18 protein-coding genes and 1 riboswitch are annotated in these 19,521 nt (G+C 67.5%); of the genes, 11 read left to right on the forward strand and 7 right to left on the reverse strand.

Features of this window, described 5'->3' with window-relative positions; translation table 11 throughout:
- Window positions 1-124: 124 nt before the first annotated feature.
- From ACYVN4_RS06775 to ACYVN4_RS06785, 3 genes are all read left to right on the forward strand, one after another.
- On the forward strand, window positions 125-871 hold the full coding sequence (locus ACYVN4_RS06775; protein WP_460718420.1) for an IclR family transcriptional regulator: 747 nt from the start codon (window positions 125-127) through the stop codon (window positions 869-871).
- 86 nt (window positions 872-957) lie between these two features.
- Entirely contained in the window at window positions 958-1,941 is a 984-nt protein-coding gene (locus tag ACYVN4_RS06780; protein ID WP_460718421.1) for an aldo/keto reductase, read from the forward strand.
- Between the two features lie 81 nt (window positions 1,942-2,022).
- Complete coding sequence (locus tag ACYVN4_RS06785; RefSeq protein WP_460720507.1) at window positions 2,023-3,252, forward strand: MFS transporter; 1,230 nt, start codon at window positions 2,023-2,025, stop codon at window positions 3,250-3,252.
- On the opposite strand, the gene ACYVN4_RS06790 is transcribed toward ACYVN4_RS06785, so the two are convergent.
- Complete coding sequence (locus ACYVN4_RS06790; protein WP_460718422.1) at window positions 3,212-4,309, reverse strand: hypothetical protein; 1,098 nt, start codon at window positions 4,307-4,309, stop codon at window positions 3,212-3,214. The two genes, ACYVN4_RS06785 and ACYVN4_RS06790, sit on opposite strands and share 41 nt — an antisense overlap.
- A 28-nt stretch (window positions 4,310-4,337) precedes the next feature.
- Window positions 4,338-4,416, reverse strand: a riboswitch (ZMP/ZTP riboswitch).
- Between the two features lie 88 nt (window positions 4,417-4,504).
- Between ACYVN4_RS06790 and ACYVN4_RS06795 the strand changes: the two genes are divergently transcribed.
- Window positions 4,505-5,986 (forward strand): HEAT repeat domain-containing protein, encoded by a 1,482-nt coding sequence (locus ACYVN4_RS06795; protein ID WP_460718423.1) that lies wholly within the window; start codon window positions 4,505-4,507, stop codon window positions 5,984-5,986.
- An 11-nt stretch (window positions 5,987-5,997) separates the two neighbouring features.
- Here ACYVN4_RS06795 and ACYVN4_RS06800 read toward each other — a convergent pair whose 3' ends face one another.
- Window positions 5,998-6,960, reverse strand: a complete 963-nt coding sequence (locus ACYVN4_RS06800) for a LysR family transcriptional regulator (RefSeq protein WP_460718424.1) — start codon at window positions 6,958-6,960, stop codon at window positions 5,998-6,000.
- Between the two features lie 136 nt (window positions 6,961-7,096).
- Here ACYVN4_RS06800 and ACYVN4_RS06805 point away from each other — a divergent pair, with 136 nt between their 5' ends.
- Both ACYVN4_RS06805 and ACYVN4_RS06810 read left to right on the forward strand, forming a co-directional pair.
- The gene (locus ACYVN4_RS06805; RefSeq protein ID WP_460718425.1) at window positions 7,097-8,038 is read left to right on the forward strand and encodes a zinc-binding dehydrogenase; all 942 of its coding nucleotides are present in this window, start codon (window positions 7,097-7,099) and stop codon (window positions 8,036-8,038) included.
- A 106-nt stretch (window positions 8,039-8,144) separates the two neighbouring features.
- Window positions 8,145-9,125, forward strand: coding sequence for an alpha/beta fold hydrolase (locus ACYVN4_RS06810; protein ID WP_460718426.1), 981 nt, complete (start codon window positions 8,145-8,147; stop codon window positions 9,123-9,125).
- Here ACYVN4_RS06810 and ACYVN4_RS06815 read toward each other — a convergent pair.
- Window positions 9,091-9,993 carry an aquaporin gene (locus ACYVN4_RS06815; RefSeq protein WP_460718427.1) on the reverse strand — a complete coding sequence of 301 codons (903 nt, stop codon included), beginning with the start codon at window positions 9,991-9,993 and terminating at the stop codon, window positions 9,091-9,093. The genes ACYVN4_RS06810 and ACYVN4_RS06815 overlap by 35 nt on opposite strands.
- 98 nt (window positions 9,994-10,091) lie before the next feature.
- On the opposite strand from ACYVN4_RS06815, the gene ACYVN4_RS06820 reads away from it, so the two are divergent.
- Window positions 10,092-11,219 carry an MrcB family domain-containing protein gene (locus ACYVN4_RS06820; RefSeq protein ID WP_460718428.1) on the forward strand — a complete coding sequence of 376 codons (1,128 nt, stop codon included), beginning with the start codon at window positions 10,092-10,094 and terminating at the stop codon, window positions 11,217-11,219.
- A gap of 45 nt (window positions 11,220-11,264) precedes the next feature.
- Here ACYVN4_RS06820 and ACYVN4_RS06825 read toward each other — a convergent pair whose 3' ends face one another.
- Together ACYVN4_RS06825 and ACYVN4_RS06830 are read right to left on the reverse strand one after the other, a co-directional pair.
- Window positions 11,265-11,708, reverse strand: a complete 444-nt coding sequence (locus tag ACYVN4_RS06825) for a helix-turn-helix domain-containing protein (RefSeq protein ID WP_460720509.1) — start codon at window positions 11,706-11,708, stop codon at window positions 11,265-11,267.
- Between the two features lie 119 nt (window positions 11,709-11,827).
- On the reverse strand, window positions 11,828-12,541 hold the full coding sequence (locus ACYVN4_RS06830; protein ID WP_460718429.1) for an RNA polymerase sigma factor: 714 nt from the start codon (window positions 12,539-12,541) through the stop codon (window positions 11,828-11,830).
- 154 nt (window positions 12,542-12,695) lie between these two features.
- Between ACYVN4_RS06830 and ACYVN4_RS06835 the strand changes: the two genes are divergently transcribed.
- Window positions 12,696-13,343, forward strand: coding sequence for a hypothetical protein (locus ACYVN4_RS06835; RefSeq protein ID WP_460718430.1), 648 nt, complete (start codon window positions 12,696-12,698; stop codon window positions 13,341-13,343).
- 185 nt (window positions 13,344-13,528) lie between these two features.
- Window positions 13,529-14,863, forward strand: a complete 1,335-nt coding sequence (locus tag ACYVN4_RS06840) for a family 1 glycosylhydrolase (RefSeq protein ID WP_460718431.1) — start codon at window positions 13,529-13,531, stop codon at window positions 14,861-14,863.
- 13 nt (window positions 14,864-14,876) lie between these two features.
- On the opposite strand, the gene ACYVN4_RS06845 is transcribed toward ACYVN4_RS06840, so the two are convergent.
- Entirely contained in the window at window positions 14,877-15,302 is a 426-nt protein-coding gene (locus ACYVN4_RS06845; protein WP_460718432.1) for a group I truncated hemoglobin, read from the reverse strand.
- A 314-nt stretch (window positions 15,303-15,616) separates the two neighbouring features.
- On the opposite strand from ACYVN4_RS06845, the gene ACYVN4_RS06850 reads away from it, so the two are divergent.
- Complete coding sequence (locus ACYVN4_RS06850; RefSeq protein ID WP_460718433.1) at window positions 15,617-16,969, forward strand: family 1 glycosylhydrolase; 1,353 nt, start codon at window positions 15,617-15,619, stop codon at window positions 16,967-16,969.
- A gap of 11 nt (window positions 16,970-16,980) precedes the next feature.
- On the opposite strand, the gene ACYVN4_RS06855 is transcribed toward ACYVN4_RS06850, so the two are convergent.
- Window positions 16,981-17,658 (reverse strand): MerR family transcriptional regulator, encoded by a 678-nt coding sequence (locus ACYVN4_RS06855; RefSeq protein ID WP_460718434.1) that lies wholly within the window; start codon window positions 17,656-17,658, stop codon window positions 16,981-16,983.
- Window positions 17,659-17,759: 101 nt separating this feature from the next.
- Between ACYVN4_RS06855 and ACYVN4_RS06860 the strand changes: the two genes are divergently transcribed.
- Complete coding sequence (locus tag ACYVN4_RS06860; protein ID WP_460718435.1) at window positions 17,760-19,490, forward strand: GMC oxidoreductase; 1,731 nt, start codon at window positions 17,760-17,762, stop codon at window positions 19,488-19,490.
- Window positions 19,491-19,521 lie beyond the last annotated feature (31 nt).

Raw genomic sequence — 19,521 nt, forward strand, 5'->3', positions numbered from 1 at the left:
AGGGAATGCTTTCCGAGGATCGGAAGGGTTGACACGGGTTGTTCCGTGCCGTTATGGCCATTTCGGTTTCGGCTTTCCAAATAGTGGAAAGGTGGCGGCTTGACGCTGTGCTAGCGTCCGAGCCGTGGAAGCCCCTGGAGTGCAGACCGTCGCCCGTGCCCTGTCGGTGCTCGACTGTTTTCGGGACGGTGAGTGGCGCGGGGTCTCGGAAGTGGCGCGCCAGCAAGGGCTTGCCGTGAGCACGACACACCGGCTACTCACCGCGCTCGTGCAGGCTGGATTCCTCGACAAGCAAGAGGATTCCGGCCGCTACCGCATGGGCGGCGCGCTCGCCGAATACGGTCAGATCGCCTACCGCCAGCACCGCATCTACCTGGCCGAGCCTGCCCTCGAACAGCTCGCCGCCACCACCGGCGCGAGCGCCTCACTGGCGTCGCGGCACAGCATCCACGCCGTGCTGCTGGCCACCAGCCGCTGGCGTGACACCGACGGGCACCGCTTGCAGGGCGTGCGACTCCCGTTGCACGCCAGCGCTCTCGGCAAGACCTTGCTGGCCTGGAACGACGCCACCGATGCCGAACTCGAGGCGCTGCCCTACGACGAAGGCACCGATCGATCCGTCTCCACCCCGGCCGAATTACGCCGTGAACTGACCATCACCCGTGAACGCGGTTACGCCTACAACGACGAGGAACTCGACCCCGGCTTCCGCACGCTGGCGGTCCCCATCCTCACGCCCGACTCCCCCGTCCGCTTCGCTTTGGGCCTGCGCGGACCGACCACGCTGATGGTCCCCGAACGCCTGCCCTTCCTCGTCGATCTGGCCCGGGTCACCGCCGCCGACATCGCGACCCGATTCGCCACCGACTGAGCCGTCACGGCAATCCGGCAGCGGAGCAACATATTTCATCGAAACCGAGTGGCCGCCGGCAACCGGATGCTGACAGCATGGGCGGTATGCGTGAACACACACTCGGGGATGGTTTGACGGTATCGGCCGTGGGACTCGGCTGCATGGGCTTCTCCCAGGGGTACGGCGACGCCGACGACGCGGAGTCGACCGCGGCCATTCGCGCCGCCGTCGATGCGGGAATCACCTTGTTCGACACCGCGATGAGTTACGGGCGCGGGCACAACGAACGCCTCGTCGGTGCGGCGCTGGCCGGTACCGATGTCCATATCGCCTCGAAATTCGGGATCATCCGCACCGAGGCGGGCGTGGCTCTCGACGGCAAGCCCGAAAACGTGGCCGGATACTGCGATTCGTCGCTGGAACGCCTCGGGCGCGATGTCATCGACCTGTACTACCTGCACCGCATCGACCCCGAGGTCCCGGTCGCCGAAACCGTCGGCGCGATGGCCGATCTGGTCACCGCGGGCAAGGTCCGCCACCTCGGCATCTCCGAGGCCACCCCCGCCCAACTCCGCGAAGCCGCCGCCGTCCACCCCATCGCGGCAGTGCAATTCGAATGGTCGATGCTCTGGCGCGAACCCGAACACGACATCATCCCCACGGCCCGCGAACTAGGCATCGGCATAGTCCCCTACAGCCCCCTCGGCCGCGGCCTCCTCACCGCAACCCTCGACTCCACCACCGTCGCCACCAGCGACTTCCGCCGCAACGACCCCCGCTTCCAAGGCGACCACCTCACCGACAACCTCACCCAGGTAGCCGCCCTCCGAGACCTCGCCACCCGCCTCGGCATCACCGCAGGCCAACTGGCCCTGGCCTGGCTCCTGTCCCAAGGCCCCGACGTAGTCCCCATCCCCGGCAGCCGCCGCGCCCCCCGAATCCTCGAAAACGCAGCCGCCGCAACCCTCGACCTAACCCCCGACAACCTCGCCGAACTCGAAAAACTCGTCCCCGCCGAAGGCTGGTCCGGCAACCGCACCTCCTTCGCCGTCCCCTCCACCACCCGAGGCGGCACCCCCTCCAACTAACATCGGCGTCCGCGAGCGGCAACGACTCGCGATGAAACGAATTGCTGTCGGTCACAACCGCTAACGTCCACCGCCGTGCCGATGCTAAAGCTGCTGCGCCGCCGCCGGATTCTGGCAATCTGGTCGGCGCAGCTGCTATCAGTCCTCGGTGATCGCTTCTATGCGTTGGCGATCATGTGGCTGGCGCTCGAACGTTCCGGCCCGATCGCCATGGGCGCGGTCGCCATCGCCGAGTCGGTGCCCTTCATCGTGATCGGCGCGTTCGGAGCGCGACTTCTCCAGCGGTGCGCCACATTTCGGACCCTTGCCGTCGTCGATGCGGTGCGTGCCGTGCTGGTTGTCACGGTGCCGTTCCTCTGGAGTATCGGGGGCATTGTCGCGATGCTGACCAGCGCTGCCGTGCTCGGAGCACTGGCCGCGATCTTCGATCCCGCACTCGGCGCTCTGGTGCCCGGCCTGGTTGATGAGAACGAGCGGCCTGCGCTGGTTGCCGCCATGGACCTCAACGGCCGCATCGCGCGGGTTGCCGGGCCCGCACTGGCCGGTGTTCTGCTGTTCGCCGTGCCGGTCTCCGTGCTGTTCGTCGCGGACGCACTGACATTCGCGATCTCGGTCGCAGCGCTTGTCTATCTTGCTGCGTCGCATGCAAACGGCGTGCGTGCCGGCCGGTCAGCCGATACGACAGCGTCCTTTGACCGGAGCGCTTCGGCACGAGCATTGATACGCGAGCGACCCGCGCTGGGTGCTGCCTTCGCCGTGCATGCGGCGGGCTTGTTCCTGAATGCCTTGCCCGCCATCGGATTGCCGCTGTTGCTTGCCGAGCATCTCGACGCCGGTCCATCGGCGTACGGGCTGGTGCTGACCAGCACCGGCGTTGCCGGACTGGTCGGCAACCTCGCCGCGAGCCGGTTCCGCGTCGCCGCGGCGGGGTTTCTGCCAAGCTTCTGTGCGGCCTGGGCGGTCGCGGGCACGCTGATGGTGGCGACCGCGGCCGCCCACAGCCTCGCCGCGGTGCTGATCTTCGCGGCGCTGTCGGGCTTCGTGACCCCGTTCATCTCGATCACCCTGGGCACTCAACTAGCGGCCTATCCACACGCTGCGCGCCTGCGGCTGCTCACCGTGAATCACACGGTGATGCGTTCCGCCGGAACCGCCGGAATGGCAACCATTCCGGCGCTCATCGCGTCGTCACCGACCCGAGGCTTCCTGGTCGGAGGCAGCGCACTGGTGGTTGTCGCCGCGCTGGCCGGGGTGTCGTCGGTGTGGGGGTTCAGTGGTGGAACAGGCGGATTCCGATGCGGGCGAGGGTGATTCCGTGTTCTCGGCAGGCTTGGGCGATGGTGTCCGCTTGGAGGGCGCCGGTTGGTTCGATAACTGTCGCGACGCCGAATTGGGCGGCGGCGTCGATGTTGTCGCGAAATGGGAGGTAGCCGTCGGAGACGAGCGTGACGTCGGTGAGGCGTTGCGACCAGGCGGTTCGTTCCGCGATATCCGGGGTGAGAGTGCCTGCGGCGGTGGCGATCTGGGTGTTCAGGCGCTGTTGTCGCGGGGTGGTGGCGGGGATGGGTAGGTCGGTGATTGCGGGGTGGCGGCGTAGCCACCAAGTGCGGGACTTGGTTCCGGCGAGCAGGGTGCAGTCGATGCGCGATTGCTGGCCGGCGCCGATGCCGATGCTCATGCCGTCGCGGACATAGACGACGGAGTTGGATTGGGTGTAGCGGGCGGTGACCATTCCAAGGATCGCATCGGTCGTCGCGCTCGGGGTGAGCGGGCCGCCTTCTACCGGCTGAAGCAGGTCGGGGGTGATGGGAAGATCGTCGACGTCCTGCTCGAACGTGATTCCGAAGAGGGTGCGGAGCTCCTGCCGGGGTGGCTGATAGTTGGGCTCCACGTCAAATACCACGTATCGTCCGCCCTTCTTACGGCTGAGCGCCGCAACGACTCCGGGCTCGTAGCCGGGGGCGATGATACCGTCGGAAACGACGCCGCCGAGCATGTCGGCCAGCTCGCGGTCGACCGGCTCGGACACGGCGATCATGTCCCCGTACGAGGACCGCGGGTCCCCGTCGCGGGCTCGCACATAGGCGGCGGTCAGCGACCCAACCTCGGCATCACCCAAACCCCAACTGCGGCGCATGGTTTCGTCGACATCGCCCGCTACAGCGGCCCCGGCCGGTGATACGTGCTTGAACGATGCCGCCGCGGCCCGTCCGGTAGCGCGACTCGCCTCGGCAACCAGCTGCCAGCCGTTGAGCGCATCCAGGTAGTTGATCAGCGACGGTGCCCCACTCAGCATCCGCACATGCTCACCGCCGTCGCCCACGATCCGGGCCCGCTGATGCGGATTCATCCCATACCGCAAATCCATTGCCCCACTCCTCATCTCACTCGGAGATCAGGAGCGCCCAGGCGAACGACGCCCCGTGCTGCGCTTCCTCGTGGTCGATCCACGTAACGCCAGTCGCGGTATAAGCACCCTAACGCACCACCCGGCGGACGCCGTTCGAGCGTCGACCGGCAATACTCGGTGGCTGCGAAATCGAAGGGCGGCGAGAATGTATCGATGCAGGTGATGGCGGAGCTGGATCGGATTGCCGAGCAGCAGGATCGGTCGGCGACCTTCGAGTTGATTCGGGCACTCGCCGATCCCGGGATTGCCGAGCCGGATCGGTGGGAGATCGTCTATGCGCTTGCGCGGGTCGCTGATCCGCGGGCGGTGGAGCCGTTGGGTAAAATCGGGCGGGATCGCGATCGCCCGGGTGAGGTCCGAAGGGCGGCTCTGCGGGCGATCGAGGACTCCGAGATGTTCCCCGGTGGGGCCGAATTGCGGCAGTGGTGGGATAGCGGGGACGAGGTAGTGCGCGCCGCGGTGCTGCGTCAGGCAGAACGCGGGGAGGCCGAGCTGCTCGAACCGGTTCTGCGCGATCGGAACCATCCACTGCACCGATGCGCGCTGATCGCCATCGGGTCGACGTTCGACGAACCGCACTGGCAGCAGTACAAGATCGCCGCGCTCGATCACCCCGACCCGGCGGTGCGGCGGACCGCGGCCTATCAACTGGGCTGGGACGAACCGTTGGCCGCCGAAGGAGCGTTGCATCGGGCCGCGACCGACCGCGACAGCGATGTCGGCTGTGCTGCGATCGATTCGCTGCGGTACTACCACAGCCGGGCCACGTTGCGGCTGCTGCACGAGCTCGCTCGGGGCCACGATGCACGAGCGACGGCTGCACAGGACGCGGCCGCCGGCCTGCTCAGCGATTTCGAGGATGGGCGGTCGGGAATCGAGGATTGGCTCACACCGGTCGCCGACTTGCTCGGCGCGCCTGGACCGGACACCGTGTTGTCGCCGGGGCCAGCAGGGCCACCATGGTCGATGCCCCCGGCACCGCCGGCCTCGGAGGTGTATGCGATGTACTCCGATCCCGACGGCCCCTGGCAGCCGAAACTCGCGGCCCTGCACAGCTATCCCCGCCACGACCACTGGGACGGCGTTCCCGTCGCGGATCGCCCCGGCCTGGCCGCCTTTCTGTCCGGCCATCCGGACCCACAGGTGCGGCAGTTGTGCTGCCGAGTGCTGGCGACCTGGTCCGAGGTGGATTTGCTGCTTGCGCTGGCCCATGATCGGGATTCGAGTGTTCGCAAATCCGCGGTCTACAACCTGCGATTCGTGCCACGCTCCACGGAGATCGCCACGCTCACCTGGGATCTGGTCGCATCCGGCGAGGTCGCCGGCACGCGCGGGCACGAGGCGCTGGCCACCTGCTTCGCCCATACGGCGCCCGGGGAGCTCGATGAGCGGTTGATCGAGTTGGCGCGCACCGATCTTCGGGAGAGTATTCGCGTGGAGGCCGTGTCCCTCCTCGGGGATCACGTGGAACCACTGCTGCCGCTGCTTCTCGAACCACCCCTACTGACCTGGGCCGTACACACCGGGCTGCTCTACGCCTGCCGCAATCTGGGGCAGCGACCGCCGGCCGCCGATGCCTTGCAGGCCGTCGACAACCTTGATGTGGCAATGGCTCTCGCCGAACTCCCCGACTGATGACGGGTCGTTCAGTGGTGTTGTTGACGGTCGAGTCGGACCAGATCCGGGCCGGGTAGCCAGTCGCGGTCGGGGTGGTATTCGAGCCAGCGGTGGGTGCGGGCGGTTTCGGTGAAGGTGGTGTGGAGGCGGGCGAGTTGTTCGGTGTGGTCGGTGCGGCGCCAGATGAGGGACCAGGCGTAGAGCGGGGTGGGGTTGGTCAGGGGGACCGTGCGGATGCCGGGGTGAGGGGGTAGGGGTCGGTCTGCGGGGATGACGGTGAAAAGGGTGGGGTTGGCGCTGATTTGGTCGAGGAGGTCGTCGAGGCCGAGGTTGCCGTCGGCGATGTGGGTGGTGAGGCCGAAGTGGGTGGTCAGCTGGTTCAGGAAGTCCAGCCTGGTGAGTGGCAGGGGTGACCACAGCGGGTAGTCGCGCAGTTGGGCCATCGAGATTTCGGGGGCGGCGGCGAGTGGATGGTCGGCGCTGAGGAGCGCGTCGAGGGGTTCTAGGCGGACTATGCGGGAGTCCAGCGCGTCCCCGGAGGCTGGGTCCAGTTGGTGGCAGCGACCGAAACCGGCGTCGATCTCGCCGCGTTGTAGAGCGGAAACCACGGCCGGGAGATCGCGGGCGCGGCCGATGTCGGCGGTGACTGGGGTGCCATGGGACAGGGCGGCGCGCAGGGTGCGCATCGGTTCGAACAGGTGGCCCCACACGTCGATTCGTAGCGGTGTGGTCGGCGGGCGCAAGGCCGCGAGAGCCTGATCGGCCGCGTCGATGAGGCGGCGGGCGGCGGGCAGGAAGCGGGTGGCCGACGGTGTCGGGCCGATCGGGTGGGTTGCGCGATCCACCAGCGGGGAGCCGACGAATCGTTCCAGCGTCGCGATGCGTTTGGACAGCGCCTGCTGGGTGATCCCCAATTCGCCTGCGGCCTGGCCGAAGTGGCCGTGTTCCAAGACGGCGAGCAGCGCGCGCACGCCGCCGAGGTCGAGATCCATGCACTCAACCTGGAGTGACAACCAGTGGTTGTCAAATCGCAGGGGTGGTTGTTGGCCGAACCCGAGTCCGATGCGGTGTTGTTGGCCCTGCGCGATCACAGCCGGTGCCGCGCCAACCACCAGCAAGGGGACAGTGATGAAAGCTCTGGTTTTCAGCGGGATTTCGGGACAGCCGCTCGAGTTCGCGGACGTGCCCGATCCGACTCCGACGCCGGATCAGGCGCTGGTCGCGGTCGAGGCGTTCTCGGTCAACCGCGGCGACGGCTTCGCCATGGACGGCACCTACGGGTCGGTGCCCGCGGTCGGGTCGGTGCGCGGGCAGGACGTGGCCGGGATCGTCGTGCGGGCGGCGGCCGACGGGTCGGGTCCGGCCGTCGGAACCCGGGTGGTCGGCAAGGCGGCCGGCGGCTGGGCGGAGCGGGTGGCGATCTCGACGTCGGCGCTCACGCCGCTGCCTGACGCGGTGGATGTCATTGCCGCAGCGGCACTGCCGTTGGCCGGACTCACCGCGTTGCGATTGCTGCGCGCTGCGGGTGAGCTCGCCGGGCGGCGGCTGCTGATCACCGGGGCGGGCGGCGGCGTGGGCCACTACGTGGTCGAACTAGCCGCCGGAGCCGGTGCCAGGGTCACCGCGGTCGCCTCCGGCGCGCGAGCGGGTGAGCAGTTGCGCCTGCTCGGCGCGCACGAGGTGGTGACCTCCGCCGAGCAGGCGACGGGACCGTTCGACGTGGTCATGGAATCCGTTGGCGGACAGGAGTTCTCCCACGCCGCGGCCCGCCTCACCCCCGGCGGGACCATCGTGTGGTTCGGACAGGCCAGCCGCCAGCCGGTGACCCTGGACTTCTTCTCCTTCCTCACCGCCGGCACCGGCTTCACCCTGCGGCACTTCGCGCATTTCGTCTCCGACCGCACCGACGCCGAGGACCTGGCGGCCCTGGTCGAGCTGACGGCAACCGGTCGGTTGCACCCGCAGATCGGCCACATCGGGGACTGGGCCGACACCGTCTCGATCCTCGACGACCTGATGGCCCGCAAAATCTCCGGCAAGGCCGTGCTGCGCGTAGCGTGCGGACTGTAGTGCGATCTCCGTCTCAGCGGTCGAAGCTAGGACCGAAACTGTCCTAGCCCGTCCCTAGCGTGGTTCTTGAATCCGCAGGTCAAACCCAGCGAGAGGACCGACCATCATGCGCACATTCGAAATCGCGGACCGCGCGAACACCTTCGTGCCGCACGCCTTCACCGAGCACGTCGTCGATCTCGGCGAGGTTCGCATGAACTACGTCGTCGAGGGCGACCCGAACTCACCGGCGCTGCTGCTGGTTCCCGGCAACGGCGACTCCTGGTGGACCTACGAGGAAGCCATTCGCCTGCTCTCCCCCGATTTCCAGGTCTACGCCGTGGACGTGCGCGGGCATGGACGCTCGAGCTGGACTCCCGGTCGCTACACCGTCGACAATGTCGGCGGTGACCTGGTCCGATTCATCGATCTGGTGATCGGCCGCCCAACCTTCGTGGCCGGGAACTCCGCGGGTGGCGTGTTCACCGCGTGGCTGGCGGCCTATGCCAAGCCGGGACAGATCCGGGCGGTGATTCTCGAGGACCCGCCGCTGTTCACCTCCGAGGCGGCACCGAAGTACGGGCCGGGGTCGTATCAGGCGGTGGCCCCACTGTTCGCCGTCCGCGCGAAATGGTTGGGCGATCAATGGTCGATCGGCGATTACGCCGGTTTGATGCGGGCCATGGCCATTGAGTTGCCCGCCGACATGCTCGCCGGAATGAGTGCCATGTTCGGGGACCGCGACGACGACGTGGTGCCTGAACCGCCCCAGAACCTGAAGGAATACGACCCCGAATGGGCGCGGGCCTGGGCCGACGACAGTGCGAATACCGGCTGCGATCACGCGGCCATGCTCGCCCACGTCCGGGTGCCGGTCGGCTTCACCCACCATTTCCGCACCGTCGATCCCGATACCGGTCGACTGTTCGGCGCGATCACCGATCTGCAGGCCCAAACCGCTTGCCGGATCATCGAATCCGCGGGCAACCCGGTCGTCTACGTCTCACTGCCGGACGCCGCCCACAGCCTGCATGCCGCCGACCCGAAACGCTACGTCCAGACGATTACCGAGCTCATCGCGAAGCTGGACGATAGAGCAGCGTCATGAGGCTGAGACCGGCCAGGGCGCCGAGGATTTGGGCCGCGACGAAGGCCGGCACCGAGGCGGGGGCAATGCCGGTGAAGGAGTTCGAGAGCATACGGCCCAGGGTGAGAGCGGGATTGGCGAACGAGCCGGAACTCGTGAACCAGATCGCCGAGCCGATATAGGTCGACACGGCGATCGCGGTGGCGGCCTGGCCGCGGCGTGCGGCGGCGAAACCGACGGCGATGAGACCCGCGGCGGCGAGGAGTTCGCCGAGCAGGTGACCGGTGGTCACGCGATGATGCGTGGCCACTTGCACTGCGGGACGGTCGAACATGGCGTTGGCCAGCAGCGCGCCGAACACCGCACCCGCGCACTGCGCCGCAACGTAGCCGCCGAGTTCACGGGTGGCCAGGCCGGTGCGGGTGCGGCGACCGCCGAGCCAATCCGCCAGGGACACCACCGGATTGAAGTGGGCGCCCGAAATCGGGGCGAAGGCCAGGATCAGGACGGCCAGGCCCAGCGCGCTGGCGGTGGAGTTCTCCAGCAACTGCAGACCGATATCGCCCGGCGAGAGCTGTTCGGCCGCAATGCCGGAACCGATCACCACCGCCGCGAGCGCCGCAGTACCCGCGAATTCCGCCACCAGACGACGCCCCATCGACACCTCACCCACGCCGGGCACCGACACCTGACCCGCGACGGTCAGCGACACCTCACCCGCGACCGACCGCACCACGTCACCTGCGACGGGCAGCGGCATGCCACCCGAGCGGGGCAGCGGCCCGTCACCCGGGAGGGGCAGCGTCTGTTCGCGGGCGGCATCGATCACCGGCAGATCCTGATTCGGCACCCAATCACAGTGCCAGACCTGCGCTTTCCCAACCGCCACCCGCGGGAAGATATATCGAATATCTGCTCGGACCCGCGGCGGAATCGGAGCCGCCGACGTGATCGTTTTTGTCGGTGGGGTTGAGTAGATTGGCCGGCATGCCATTGGGGGACTTGCTTGATGAAGTGCTGCAGTTGCAGCTGCCGCAGAATCGCTCCGGCGATCCGAAAGCCACGACGAACCTCCGCCGGCGCGAGCTGGTGGAGCACGAGGTCGAGGAGTGGATCCGGGCCGAGCTGGCGCCGGCGTATCCGCAGTGGAAGGTGAAGGGCAGCAACGGAAAAGGTGCACCCGCCGAAGTACCGTGGACGCGCTTCTTCGATCCGGTCCTGAGTCCGAAACCCGGTGAGGGTTGGTACGTCGTCTACCTGTTCGGCGCGACCGGCGAGTCGGTATTCCTGACGTTGATGCAGGGCACCACGATCTGGGATACCACCCGCAAGGACTTCAATTTCCGTCCGCCGCAGCAGCTGATCCAGAGGGTCGACTGGGCGCATTCGGTTCTCACCCAGGCCGGCCTGGCGCCTGCGCAGTTCGGTGCGATCGACCTGCATGCGAAGCAGAAACTCGGTCGCGTCTACCAGCTCGCCACCGTCCACGGCATCGAATATCTCCGCGGCGCCATGCCCTCGGAGGATCAGCTCCGGGCCGACGTTCTTCAGATCGGCACGATGCTCGATGCCCTGTACGACATCGACGACAAAACCGCCTACATACCCGGTGACGATGCGCCCGAGATCGTGGATGCCGAGCTCGCCGCCGACGCCTCGGCCGGCAACTCCAAACGTCAAAGGCCGAACACGCGTAAACGCAAAAGCAGTGGTGGGCAGGGATTCCAGCTCGACCAAGCCGAGAAGGAAGCCATCGAGCAGCACGCGGTCAGCCTCGCTACCGAGTATTTCGTGACCCTCGGTTACAAGGTGGAATACACCGGGAACAAGGAGTCCTACGACCTTGTCGCCACCAAGGGCACGGAGAAGCTATCTGTGGAGGTCAAGGGCACGGTCTCACCCGGCGAACAGGTGATCGTCACCTACCGGGAAGTCGAGCACCACTTGGCGCACTACCCGGACAATGCTCTGGTCGTGGTGCACTCGATCGACCTCGACCGCACCCAGACACCTCCGATGGCAAAGGGTGGCGTGCGGGTTGTCCACCACCCGTGGAAGTTGGACGTGGCGGCGCTTACGCCCATCTCGTACAAGTACACGGTGCCCAAGCCCTAGATCAGCGGATTCTGCGTCTGGATCCTCCGCGTGATCGCCGCCGGGTCAGTCCGACCCGCCCGCGCCCACCTCCGGCAGCCCTTCGGTGATGCGCAGTCGGTCGGCCATGGTGGTCAGCAGGTTCTGCGACTCCTCGCTGAGATCGAAGGCCCGCGTCGAGAGCTCGCGCAGGGTGTTGAACTGCAGTCGCGACAGCAGCCGATAGTCGTGCTCGGCGGCGGAGGCGTGGTCGTCGGAGGCGAAGTAGTCGGGGTGCACGCGGAAGAAGCGTGCCAGAGCCAGCACGGTTGCGCTCGACGGGTTGGTGCGGGTGCCCGCGCGCAGCTGACTCAGGTACGGCTTGGAGATCGGATGGCCCCAGGCGGTCAACTGCGCGGCCACCTCGGAGTTGGTGCGCGGACGCTCGCCGGGACCGGGGACGGCCGCGAACAGCCGGTTGAGCCGCACCGCGAAGTCCGGGGAGACCGTCGCGGGCGTGTCGTGCGGCAGGGGCGGGGGCACGATGGCCCGCGGGATGCGGTCGTAGAGTCGTTGCAGGGCGGGCTCGTTGAGGGAGGACCGCTCGAGCAGTTCGGCGATGCGGGCCACCAGGTCGGGGGCATCGGAACTCATCGGTCCGCCTCCTTGCCGTCGAGGCCGGACATCCAGCCGTGGTCGCGTTTGAGTCTGGCCCAACGCTGTTCGACCGCCTTCACCGAGGGGAAGTCGAACAGGTGCTGGATTTCGCTGCCGCGCAGGCCCATCGCCTTGCCCCACACCAGGCCACGATCGCGTTCGCTGAGCCCTTCGAGGCGGCTGCGGAAGGCGAGTCGTTCCACCACCGAACCGGCCACGTCCTCGGTGGAGGCCAGCACGGCCATCAGGTCCGGACCGTCCTCACTCACGATGGACACCGTGCTCACGACCTGGAACTGGTAGAGATCCCCCGTGCGACGGCTGCGCCGGAACTGTTCGACGAAGGCCAGCACGCAGGCGCCGATGAAGTAGCTGGCCAGGCTGCTGCCCTGGTCCGGGTCCCAGCCGACACCGTCGATAATGTTGCGGCGGAAGCGTTCCAGCGCCCGGGTGACGGTCTCCTGCACGAAATCCTCGGCGAAGCGGGTCTCGACGAGGAGCCGCTCCTGCGGGGTGGGTCGCAGCGGCATGCGCTTCTGCTCGGCCACCACGAAAATCCAGCCGCTGCGTATCCACGGCCCCAGTACCGCCAACCCGTGGCGAACCAGTCTGTCCGCCAACAGTTTCCAGGCGAGACCCGCGCATCCGGCCTTGCGCACCAGTTCGAAAAGCTCCTGGTCGACCGAATATCTCTCGGGATCGGTCATGTTGTAGGTGTCCTCATCCCTGCACCTCCTGCTCGCTGACGAACACGTTATAGCGGGGGCAAACATGGTGCCCCTCTTTCAGCTAATGGCCAGTATCCGCGAGGGTGTAAATCGTTTCTTGACACGCTGTTTCGTGTAAAGGCAGCATTTACATATGAGTGATCCAACGCACAGAGATACCGCCGACGAGCGCGTCATCCTGGCAAAACTGTTGTCCACCAATGCCGAATTCGTCGCCGAGGTGCTGCGCCCCGCCGAGGGTAAGGCCGCGCCCTCGGTGATGGCGGCCCTGCGCGCGGCCCGCAGCCTGGATGGGGTCGTTGACGACGTGCTGCGCTCGCTGGTGCGCCAGGCCCGCGACGAAGGCCGCACCTGGGCCGAGATCGGCGACATCTTCGGCACCTCCCGCCAGGCCGCGTTCCAACGCTTCGGCAGCGCGCCAGGCGGTTTCCAGGTTCCGCCGATGCCGCAAATGCCACCCATGCCCGAACCTCCCCCCATGCCGGAGATGCCCGAATGGCCGAAAGTACCGGGCATGCCACAGATTCCGGGCATGCCGCCGGTCCCCGGCTGGCCCTTCGGCGACCCCGACAACCCGGGCCACCCGCCCCACGGCCCCGGCCCTCAGGCGCCCGGCCCCGGCTCATTCGCGCCCGGCCCTGGCCCGATCACACCGGGCCCCGGCGCATTTGTACCCAGCCCCGACCTCCTGACACCTGGCCCCGGTCATCCCCCGCCCGCTCCGGGTCACCCGGCGCACCCCGGCCACCCGCAACCGCACACCGACGAGCCCGACGAGTGAGATTTGCGCCCATAGCCGGTAACCAGACCGCGCCCGCCTGCCACGGCCGGGCGCGGTCTTTCCTTTTGCCCTCTCTCCGACGCGCCCGGCGCGGTCGATTCCTGCGAAGCCCGGCTGATGCGGGTCCGCGTCCGCAATAATGCTGGTCGCCTGCTCAATTCACTCTCTGCCGGATGAGGAGTGTCATGCGCGCGTATACCCGCCGCCACGCCGTCGCCGCCCTGACCGTTGCCGCGACCACGCTGCTGGCGAGCGCGTCGTTCGCGAACCCGGCCGCGGCGCGCCCCGCGCCTGCGTCGCTGCCCGCCCTGGGCGCGGACTTCCACTGGGGCGTAGCCGCTTCCGGCTTTCAGAGTGAAGGCCATGCGCCGGACAGCAATTGGCGGCGCTATGTGGCCGATCATCCCGACTATGACCGCTATGGCGACAGTGTCGACTTCTACGATCGCTACGCCTCCGACATCGCGTTGGCCAAGGATCTGGGCGTCAACACGTACCGGCTGGGCATCGAGTGGGCGCGGGTGCAACCGCAGCCCGGGGTGTGGGACGAGGACGGATTCGCGTTCTACGACAAGGTGATCGCGGCTGTCCGGGCGGCGGGGATGCGGCCGATGATCACTCTTGACCATTGGGTGTATCCGGGTTGGGAGGCCGATCGGGGCGGCTGGGCCAATCCCGGCATGGTCGAGGACTGGCTGACGAATATGCGCAAGGTCGTGGACCGCTACGCCGACGCGGATCCAATGTGGGTGACCATCAACGAGCCCTTCGCCTACATTCTCAACGAGACCCGCAACGGCGGTCTGCCCGGCACCGACATCCTGACCATGCAGGCGCGACTGGCCCAGGCGCACAACAGCATCTACGACTACATCCACGCCCGCCAGCCCGATGCCATGGTCACCAGCAATGTCGCCTACGTGCCCGCCGCGGATCCGATCGTCAACGGCGGCATGCTGGATCTGATCGCCGCCAAGCTCGACTACGTCGGCATCGACTACTACTATGGCATGTCCCCCGAGGTCGTCGCGCAGTACAGCGCGTTCGCGGCCTCGCAGCTGTGGAAGCTGCCGCTGCAGGCCGACGGCATCTATTACACGTTGCGCCACTTCGCCGATCTCTTCCCCGGCAAACCGCTCTACATCGTCGAGAACGGCATGCCGACCGAGAACGGCGCGCCGCGTGCCGACGGCTACACCCGCGCCGACGACCTGCGCGACACCGTCTACTGGCTGCAGCGCGCCAAGGCCGACGGCATGAACGTGATCGGCTACAATTACTGGAGCCTCACCGACAACTACGAATGGGGTTCCTACACCCCGCGTTTCGGCCTCTACACCGTCCACGCGCTGACCGACCCCACCCTCACCCGGCACCCCACCGACGCCGTGGACGCCTACCGGGCGATCGCTCACGACGCCGGTGTTCCCTCCGGATACCGGCCCACCCGCCCGGCGACTGCCTGCTCGCTGGTCGACGCCCTCGCCAGCTGCACCGATCCCGTCACCGCCCCGAACTAGCCCCGATCGTGCGCTAACTCCCGATCGCGCTCGACCACACCCAGATTCGCGAGCCGCTGCGGCGGCGTCGCGTGCGCAGCGGGCGCGCCGCGACGATGTCGTCGACCAGCGGGGCCAGCGCCTCGACGATCAGGTCCACGATCTCCGGCGACACCCCGGCGTCGGAGAGCGCGGCCGTCAGGTGGCGCACCACCCTGTCGAAGTGGCGGCGGGTGATACCGAGCCCCTGATGCACCCTCCGCAGCGACGCCCCGGTGTAGATGGCGGGCCCGCCGAGCACCGTCGAGAAGTATTCGACCTGACGCTGTTTGACGCGCTCGAGATCGACGCCGGTGAAGAATCCGGCGAGGTCCGCGTCGGCGCAGACCCGCCGGTAGAAGTCGTCGACCACCGCGGTGATCGCGGGGCCGCCGCCGATGCGGTCATAGATACTGGGCATCTTTCGTCCTTCTCTGGCTGTTTGCACCGGACTGTGACTCCCCCTCCTGAAACTGCTTGGGCCACAGGCCGGTACGACTCGAACAGTAGGCGCGCGCAACCGGTCGGCGACACCGCAGATCGCACGCGGGCGCGCAAAGCGGCTGGTAGGTCCCTCGCACCGGTTTTCCGGTCCGGAAATCCGGGCTCCGACCGGCGCGACGGCCGGGCAATCGTGGCGCGCGACACGCGCGTCACTGCCCCGGAATTCAGTTAACTGACAGCTACGCTCCGAATCGGGACATTCCGACCACCCGTCCCGGAGGAGGAGCCCCGATGCGCAGACGGCTGCACGCCCTCGTCCTGGCCGGGCTCGCCGCGGCCGCGACGCTGTTGCCGGTGGGTGTCGCACACGCCACCCCGGCCACGCCACCCACCCCGGGTGCGCGCGCCGGGCTGGGACCCGACTTCCTCTGGGGTGTCGCCGCCTCCGGTTTCCAGTCCGAGGGCCATGCGCCCGACAGCAACTGGATGCACTACATCGACGCCAACTCCGGGTGGGACCGCTACCGCAACTCCATCGACTTCCGCTCCCGGTATCAGACCGACATCGCGCTGGCCGCCAGCCTCGGGGTCAAGGTCTTCCGCATCGGCATCGAATGGGCGCGGCTGCAACCCGAACCCGGCGTGTGGGACGAGCAGGGCTTCGCCTTCTACGACCAGGTCGTCGACGACATCGTGGCCAACGGCATGGAACCCATGCTGACGCTGGACCATTGGGTGTATCCGGGCTGGGAGGCCGACCGCGGCGGCTGGCGCAATCCGGGCATGGTCGAGGATTGGATGGCCAATGCCCGCAAGGTGGTCGACCGCTACACCTCGCGAAATCCGGTGTGGGTCACCGTGAACGAGCCGGTCGCCTACATCATGCACGAGGTGCGCCAGAACGACACCAATGCCGATGAGATGCTCGACAAGGTCGCGCAGGTGCACAACGAGATCTACGACTACATCCACCAGGTGCAGCCCAAGGCGCTGGTCACCAGCAATGTCGGCTATGTGGCAGGCGCGGAATCGCAGGTCAACGGGCCGCTCATGGATCGCATCGGCGACAAGCTCGACTTCATCGGCGTGGACTACTACTTCGCCTACGACCCGCCGAAGTCCAATGCCGTGAACCTGCCCGACGGCTCGGCCGCGCCCCCGGCCGGGATGTGGGAGCTGCCGATCCGGCCCGAGGGCATCTACTATGCGCTGCAACACTATTCGCAGAAGTTCCCGGGTAAGCCGCTGTGGGTGGTGGAGAACGGCATGCCGACCGAGAACGGCAAGCCCCGCGCCGACGGCTACACCCGCTCCGATCACCTACGCGACACCGTCTACTGGCTCACCCGCGCCAAGGCCGACGGCATGAACATCGTGGGCTACAACTACTGGTCGCTCACCGACAACTACGAGTGGGGTTCCTACGCACCGCGATTCGGCCTCTACAGCGTCGACGCGCTCACCGATCCGAACCTGACGCGCAAACCCACCGACGGCGTGGACACCTACCGCCAGATCATCACAGCCGGCGGCGTCCCGAGTGCCTACGAGCCGGTGCGCTTCCCCGCGGAATGCCACCTGGTCGATCCACCCGCCAGCTGCGACTCCCCCGTCACCGTCCCGACCGCGACCCCGGTCCCCTGATGCGGGCGGGCTCAGCGATCGAGTTCGCGCACCGCCCGCTCAATTTCCTCCACCAGCGTCGCCCCGCCGACCTCGTGTGCGGCCGTCCGGAAGCGGTCGCGGAAGCGGTCGAGGTCGTAGCCCACCCCTTCACCCGTGTACTCCGCGCCGGACGCTTCGCGGATGACCCGGATCATCTCGTCGGCGAGAGTGGCCAGATGTGTGCGAATCAGCTTGCGCAGCACGCCCGAGAGGGCGATGTCGGTGCCGACGTCGTAGAGGATGAGCGCACCCGACAGCATCGCCGGTTCCGGCACTCGCCAGCGGTCGCCGTCGGGTTCGAGGTAGCCGGCCGCCACCAGATCCTCGAGCACCTCCGGGCGGCGATCACCGAGCAACGCGGTCAGACCCTCGTCGTCGAGGACCGTCCCCGCCTCCGGGTCGCCGCTGTAGCGGGGGTCGAAGACCTCACGCCAGTCGCCGTCGCCGGGAACTTCGGCGTCGAACACCTCGCGAATCGCGTCCAGGCGCAGCCCGCGCGCCTGCATGGCGGTGATCGCCTGCAGTCGTTCGAGGTGTTCGGGCCCGTAGACGGCTTCCTTTCCCGCGCGTCCGGGCTTGGGCAGCACGCCGACCGAGTGGTAGTAGCGGATGGTGCGGGCGGCGACCCCGCTGAGTTCCGCGAGTTGCAGTCGGCTGTATCGGTCCACGCGAACAGCATAGATACCGCTACCGGCGTACGTTGACAGTGGCAACTGTCCGCGTTAGCGTAACCGCCGCCACACTGTCGACGACGACACAGGGAGAATCCATGACCCAACGCGACACCGATTTCGACGTCCTCATCGTCGGATCCGGATTCGGCGGCAGTGTGAGCGCGCTGCGGCTGACCGAGAAGGGCTATCGCGTCGGGGTGCTCGAGGCCGGTCAGCGCTATGCCGACGACGAGCTGCCCGAGACCAGCTGGGATCTCAAGAAGTTCCTGTGGGCGCCCAAGCTCGGCTGCTTCGGCATTCAGCGCATCCATCCGCTGCGTGACGTGCTGATCCTGGCCGGGGCGGGCGTGGGTGGCGGTTCGCTCAACTACGCCAACACCCTCTATGTCCCGCCCGCGCCGTTCTTCGCCGACCCGCAGTGGCGTGACATCACCGACTGGCACGACGAGCTCATGCCGTACTACACGCAGGCGCGCAAGATGCTCGGCGTGGTCACCAACCCGCACATGACCCCCGCCGACGAGATCTTCAAGCAGGTCGCCGACGACATGGGTGTGGGCGACACCTTCGTGCAAACCCCGGTCGGTGTCTTCTTCGGCGAGGCGGGCAAGACCGTCGACGACCCGTACTTCGGTGGCGCGGGACCGCGGCGCACCGGCTGCATCGAATGCGGCGAGTGCATGACCGGCTGCCGCCACAATGCCAAGAACACGCTGGTCAAGAACTACCTGTACCTGGCGGAATCCGGTGGCGCGCAAGTGTTCCCGATGACCACGGTCACCACCGTGCGCCAGCAGGCCGACGGCACCTGGGATGTGGAGACCGAGCGCACCGGGACCTGGGTGCGCAAGCAGCCCAAGACCTACACCGCCAAGCACGTGGTGCTGGCCGCCGGTACCCGCGGCACCCAGCAGTTGCTGTTCGCGATGCGTGACAAGGGGGTGCTGCCGAATCTGTCGGAGCGGCTGGGCGTGCTGACGCGCACCAACTCCGAGTCCATCGTGGGCGCGGCGACGCGCAAGGTGAACCCGGACATCGACTTCACCCGCGGTGTCGCCATCACCTCCTCGATCCACCCGACGCCCGACACTCACATCGAGCCGGTCCGCTACGGCAAGGGCTCCAACTCGATGGGCCTGCTGCAGACCCTCATGGTCGACGGCGGCGGCAAGCTCCCGCGCTGGCTGCGGTTCCTGTGGACGGTGCTGCTGCATCCGTTGACGCTGTTGCAGTTCATGTCGGTGAAGAACTGGAGTGAGCGGACCATCATCTCGCTGGTCATGCAGCATCTCGATAATTCGATCACCACCTACACCAAGCGTGGGCTGTTCGGTCGCAAGCTGACTTCCAAACAGGGCCACGGCGAACCGAATCCGACCTGGATCCCGGCGGGCAACGAGGTCACCCGCAAGGTCGCCGACAAGATCGGCGGCGTGGCGGGCGGTTCCTGGGGTGAGGTGTTCAATATCCCGCTGACCGCGCACTTCCTGGGCGGCGCGGCGATCGGCGCGGACCGCGAGCACGGTGTCATCGACGCTTACCACCGTGTTTACGGCTACCCGACGCTGAGCGTGGTCGACGGTGCGGCGGTGTCGGCGAACCTGGGTGTGAACCCGTCGCTGACGATCACCGCGCAGGCCGAGCGCGCGGCGGCGATGTGGCCCAACAACGGTGAGGCCGACACTCGCCCGGCGCAGGACGCGGGCTACACCCGTATTGCACCCGTTGCACCCAAGCAGCCGATGGTCCCCGCGAGCGCCCCGGCCGCGCTGGTGCTGCCGATCGTCGAGATCCGCAGCGGCGAGAGCAAGTCCACCCCGGCCTGACGCCATCGCGACCGGCTGCACCCTTCGACCA

The organism is Nocardia heshunensis (assembly GCF_054782115.1).

What these genes read in the sequence shown, in the direction of transcription:
- ACYVN4_RS06805 (WP_460718425.1), top strand. Translation starts at nt 7,097, where the DNA reads ATGAAAGCTCTGGTTTTCAGCGGGATTTCGGGACAGCCGCTCGAGTTC.
- ACYVN4_RS06810 (WP_460718426.1), top strand. Translation starts at nt 8,145, where the DNA reads ATGCGCACATTCGAAATCGCGGACCGCGCGAACACCTTCGTGCCGCAC.
- ACYVN4_RS06795 (WP_460718423.1), top strand. Translation starts at nt 4,505, where the DNA reads ATGCAGGTGATGGCGGAGCTGGATCGGATTGCCGAGCAGCAGGATCGG.
- ACYVN4_RS06820 (WP_460718428.1), top strand. Translation starts at nt 10,092, where the DNA reads ATGCCATTGGGGGACTTGCTTGATGAAGTGCTGCAGTTGCAGCTGCCG.
- ACYVN4_RS06785 (WP_460720507.1), top strand. Translation starts at nt 2,023, where the DNA reads ATGCTAAAGCTGCTGCGCCGCCGCCGGATTCTGGCAATCTGGTCGGCG.
- ACYVN4_RS06780 (WP_460718421.1), top strand. Translation starts at nt 958, where the DNA reads ATGCGTGAACACACACTCGGGGATGGTTTGACGGTATCGGCCGTGGGA.
- ACYVN4_RS06845 (WP_460718432.1), bottom strand. Translation starts at nt 15,302, where the DNA reads ATGCCCAGTATCTATGACCGCATCGGCGGCGGCCCCGCGATCACCGCG.
- ACYVN4_RS06840 (WP_460718431.1), top strand. Translation starts at nt 13,529, where the DNA reads ATGCGCGCGTATACCCGCCGCCACGCCGTCGCCGCCCTGACCGTTGCC.
- ACYVN4_RS06850 (WP_460718433.1), top strand. Translation starts at nt 15,617, where the DNA reads ATGCGCAGACGGCTGCACGCCCTCGTCCTGGCCGGGCTCGCCGCGGCC.
- ACYVN4_RS06790 (WP_460718422.1), bottom strand. Translation starts at nt 4,309, where the DNA reads ATGGATTTGCGGTATGGGATGAATCCGCATCAGCGGGCCCGGATCGTG.
- ACYVN4_RS06830 (WP_460718429.1), bottom strand. Translation starts at nt 12,541, where the DNA reads ATGACCGATCCCGAGAGATATTCGGTCGACCAGGAGCTTTTCGAACTG.
- ACYVN4_RS06835 (WP_460718430.1), top strand. Translation starts at nt 12,696, where the DNA reads ATGAGTGATCCAACGCACAGAGATACCGCCGACGAGCGCGTCATCCTG.
- ACYVN4_RS06800 (WP_460718424.1), bottom strand. Translation starts at nt 6,960, where the DNA reads ATGGATCTCGACCTCGGCGGCGTGCGCGCGCTGCTCGCCGTCTTGGAA.
- ACYVN4_RS06860 (WP_460718435.1), top strand. Translation starts at nt 17,760, where the DNA reads ATGACCCAACGCGACACCGATTTCGACGTCCTCATCGTCGGATCCGGA.